Here is a 3,355-nt window from a genome sequence, read left to right as displayed (position 1 = left end):
CTGCTACAGCCAGGCCGTGACCCGAGGGGTGACCTTGGCGCATCGGGACGTTACCCGCGCACGCGCCAGCAGCAACACGGTGCTGGTCGGCCCAACGTACTCGATGCCCTTCGTGAATCTGGAAGGCGACGTCATCCACTACAGCACCCTGGGCAGGATGATCCAAGGGGAACTGACCGCCTTAGCACTGCGCAGTATCGAACGGACCGGCACGTGGCAGCCGCTCGATGTGAAAAATATCACCCGCACGGGTGCAGTGATCTTGGTCGACCTGCATAACCCGGGAGGCCCGATTGCCATCGATACCGACTGGGTCGAGGCCATCGCCAACTATGGTTTCAGCTACTCCGACAGCACCGGCAGCGCCAGTGTTTCTCAGGTCACCGTTACCGGCCCCAGCCAGATCACCGTGACGCTGAGTGCGGCACCCACTGGCGCCAGCAAGGTCCTGCGCTACGGGCTCTCTGCGCAGGCGCCGGCCGATGCCAAGTGGTCGCCGTATCGCGGGCAGGTCTACTCGCCCAGCGGGGAGCGGTCACCGTTTGCTGCAATGGGCTTCGCCGTTCCCAGTGAAATTCGCTACTACCTGCCAATTTTTGAGGAGGCAATCGCATGAGTTCAATCCTTGCTCGCGGTGTCGCAACCGATCCCGACTTGCCCTACGACGGTCCGATGAAGACGTATCTGGCAGCGCTGCCGTCAACGCGGGCCTGGTATCAGATGGACCTGGAGCACGCCACGGTTGATGCTAATAGCGCCATCACCGGCGTCATTCCGGTTGGGACGGGTGTCCCGCTGACGCCGGCAGGCGCGAACCCTGGGCCTGAGATGTCCGCCGCATCTGCATATGGCGATTTTTCCGTCGCCAAGTATCCGAGCGTGGCACTCAGCCGCACCCTGTTGGGCACTGCTGCCTACTTCTCCGGAGTGTTTTCGATCCTGGCCTACTGCAGGCGCGGCGCGATCAGCGCGGTGGCCGCGCCCATCGTCCAGCCTGGTGGAACTGGCGGAACGATGACTGCGCTGCAGTGTGGTGCGGATGGCGCGTGGCAGGCATGGCACAAGAACAGCGGTCTGACCCTCACTGGCCCTGCGCCGCCCGATAGTTCTCCGCATCTGATCATCGCCAGCTTCGACGGAACGACGCTTCGCGCCCAGGTCGATGGTTATGCCCAGAGGTCTTCCGTTCCAACCGGCAATGTGCCGGCCGCAGCTGATTTCAGCATCGGCGGCAACAGCAACAACCGCTTCGTCGGCGACATCAGCGACATCGTCATCCTTGGAACGCCCATCCTTGAGGCTGGGCAAGCCGGCTTGCTTTCGCAGTGGCGCGCGTACTTCAACGAGACGTATGGCTGAAGACGTCCGGGCCGAAAACGGCGGTGGATCACGCCACGCGGGTCAACAGCTCCTCTCGGTTGTTCCGCGGCGTGTTAACCGCGCGGCTGACCCGGTAAGCCTCCATGGACGGGGGCGTGCTGGCCAGCAGCATGGCCATCGCGTCGTCGGCGCCGGCTGCGATCCAGTCATCGATCTGGCCGGCCTGCAGCCACACAGGCATGCGGTCGTGGATGTCGGCGGACACGCCGCTGCTGTCGCCGGTGATGATTGTGAAGGTGCCCAGGTTGCCGTCGGGCAGCAGGGGGCTGGTGTCCTCCCACAGGCCGGCGGCCAGTAGCGGCCCGGTGGCGTGGATGAACCACGGGTCCTTCTTCCCGTCCTCGGGGCTCACCGACCACTCGTAGTAGCCGGCCATCGGGATCACGCACCGGCGCTTCTTGAAGGCCGACCGGAAGGCGGGCTTGGTGGCCACCGTCTCGATCCGCGCGTTGATGGTCGAACCCTGCAGGCCCTTGGCCTTGGCCCAGAATGGCAGCAGGCCCCACGCCAGGCGGGTGACCTGCCGGCCTTCGCCGCGGTCCAGGATCACCGAGGCGCGCTGTGTCGGGGCAAGGTTGTAGCTGGGCTGGATCTCGGCCAGGCCGTGGGCAAGGTCAGCCAGCCCCGGCTGGCCGAAGTCGATCACGGGGAGCTGGACGAATCGGCCGCACATGGCCGGAGGGTAGCCCGGCCGGCCGTGCCCGGGGCGTGTAGGGACACCCCGACCCGACAGGGCGAGGTTGCCCGATGGTGTCGGCGGGGCAGGGCGGGCATCCTGACTTCGCCGGATCCGGGGCCTATGGCAGCTCAACCCGGGGGGCGCGTGAGCAGCGCCGCGCCGGCACAGGGTCGACTATGACTCGACTCTGCCCGAACGATTCAGGCAGGTCGCTGGCGCGTTCGCAGGATCTGCGACGGCCGGTCGTATCCTTCCGGCCATGCATTCCTCCCACGGCTTCCGCACCGCCCCGATCCCTGTTGGCTGGGTCCAGACCGGTGAGCGCTGGGCGCTCTGGTACAACGGCCGGGAGACGGCCAGCGTCACGCCCGATGGCGGTCCAGGGGTCCGGCTATGGATGGAAGGCCAGAAGATGTGGCAGGTGAAGGAAGTGCGCGCGGCCAATGTCCGGCAGGCGAAGCGGTACGCCGAGCGCTGGTGCGCCGCCAGGCTGTATCCGGAGATGCGCCTGCGCGCGGCCGTGGCTAGGTTGCTGGATGCCACCCCAAGCGAACCGCTTGAACCGCTGCCCGGCCTGCCGCCGACCTGTGAGCAGCAGCAACAGGCCCGGCGCCTGGCCGAGGCGACGGTCGCCGCTACGGCACGCGTCAAGGAAGCACTGGAGCCGCCCAAGCCGCCGGCAGCCAAGCCCCGGCCGAAGGACGCCCGCAAGGCCTGGGCCGGTCCGCGAAATGTCGAAAAATTTCAGCTTTGATGCGTTGATTTACGCGTTTGTTCTGCTAGACGCCGCCGTCTTTACATTGTTGCCAATGTGCGTAGTGATTCCCTTTTCTTTGTATATGCTCTCATAAACAATCTTGATGGCACATCGGTCTAGAGCTTGATAGACCGCATTCCACTCGTTCTCATTGTCGGAATGAATTTTAAGCATTTTTTGCTCGGCTCCTGCTGCGATGGCTGCGTCCTTTTCTAGGATCATCCAACTGTACTTGGTTCCCTTTGAGGTGCCTGCGCACAAGTGACTTGAAAACGAGTCTGATTCTTTCTCGATCAGTAGGTTGTAAGTCTCTCCGTCAAAAATGGCTTCAGCCTCTTTAAGGAATGCTGGGCCGAGACCATGATTCGACAGGTACAAGGACATGCTTGGTCCGTCAAGGATCGTGTTAAGTGCTGGCTTGGAGCTGAGGCGATTATGACTTCTTTGAAGGATGCTTGAATAAATCGTAGCGAAAAGAGCTAGCAGGGCGATGAAGGCAGAAATGATTGCCACCCAGTCAGACGATGAGAGTGTGTCTG

5 protein-coding genes are annotated in these 3,355 nt (G+C 63.3%); 3 read left to right on the top strand and 2 right to left on the bottom strand.

Annotated features, from left to right (window positions below; translation table 11 throughout):
• Both ACZ4VL_RS40280 and ACZ4VL_RS40275 read left to right on the top strand, forming a co-directional pair.
• Window positions 1–616 (top strand): hypothetical protein (locus ACZ4VL_RS40280; protein ID WP_468210916.1); only part of this gene is annotated, 616 nt, incomplete at its 5' end.
• The gene (locus ACZ4VL_RS40275) at window positions 613–1,359 is read left to right on the top strand and encodes a LamG-like jellyroll fold domain-containing protein (protein WP_467384975.1); all 747 of its coding nucleotides are present in this window, start codon (window positions 613–615) and stop codon (window positions 1,357–1,359) included. The genes ACZ4VL_RS40280 and ACZ4VL_RS40275, both read left to right, overlap by 4 nt.
• A gap of 28 nt (window positions 1,360–1,387) precedes the next feature.
• Here the strand turns inward: ACZ4VL_RS40275 and ACZ4VL_RS40270 are convergent, their stop codons facing one another.
• Complete coding sequence (locus ACZ4VL_RS40270) at window positions 1,388–2,053, bottom strand: SOS response-associated peptidase (RefSeq protein WP_468210912.1); 666 nt, start codon at window positions 2,051–2,053, stop codon at window positions 1,388–1,390.
• 265 nt (window positions 2,054–2,318) lie between these two features.
• Between ACZ4VL_RS40270 and ACZ4VL_RS40265 the strand changes: the two genes are divergently transcribed.
• Window positions 2,319–2,813: a hypothetical protein gene (locus ACZ4VL_RS40265; protein ID WP_468210910.1), complete on the top strand. Its 495-nt coding sequence runs from the start codon at window positions 2,319–2,321 to the stop codon at window positions 2,811–2,813.
• 9 nt (window positions 2,814–2,822) lie between these two features.
• On the opposite strand, the gene ACZ4VL_RS40260 is transcribed toward ACZ4VL_RS40265, so the two are convergent.
• Window positions 2,823–3,355 (bottom strand): hypothetical protein (locus ACZ4VL_RS40260; RefSeq protein WP_468210907.1); only part of this gene is annotated, 533 nt, incomplete at its 5' end.

The organism is Streptomyces sp. NPDC029014 (genome assembly GCF_055564695.1).
The sequence above is the reverse complement of the archived record's forward strand: the minus strand, read 5'-3'. Positions and strand labels throughout refer to the sequence as shown.

What these genes read in the sequence shown, in the direction of transcription:
- ACZ4VL_RS40275 (WP_467384975.1), top strand. Translation starts at nt 613, where the DNA reads ATGAGTTCAATCCTTGCTCGCGGTGTCGCAACCGATCCCGACTTGCCC.
- ACZ4VL_RS40270 (WP_468210912.1), bottom strand. Translation starts at nt 2,053, where the DNA reads ATGTGCGGCCGATTCGTCCAGCTCCCCGTGATCGACTTCGGCCAGCCG.
- ACZ4VL_RS40265 (WP_468210910.1), top strand. Translation starts at nt 2,319, where the DNA reads ATGCATTCCTCCCACGGCTTCCGCACCGCCCCGATCCCTGTTGGCTGG.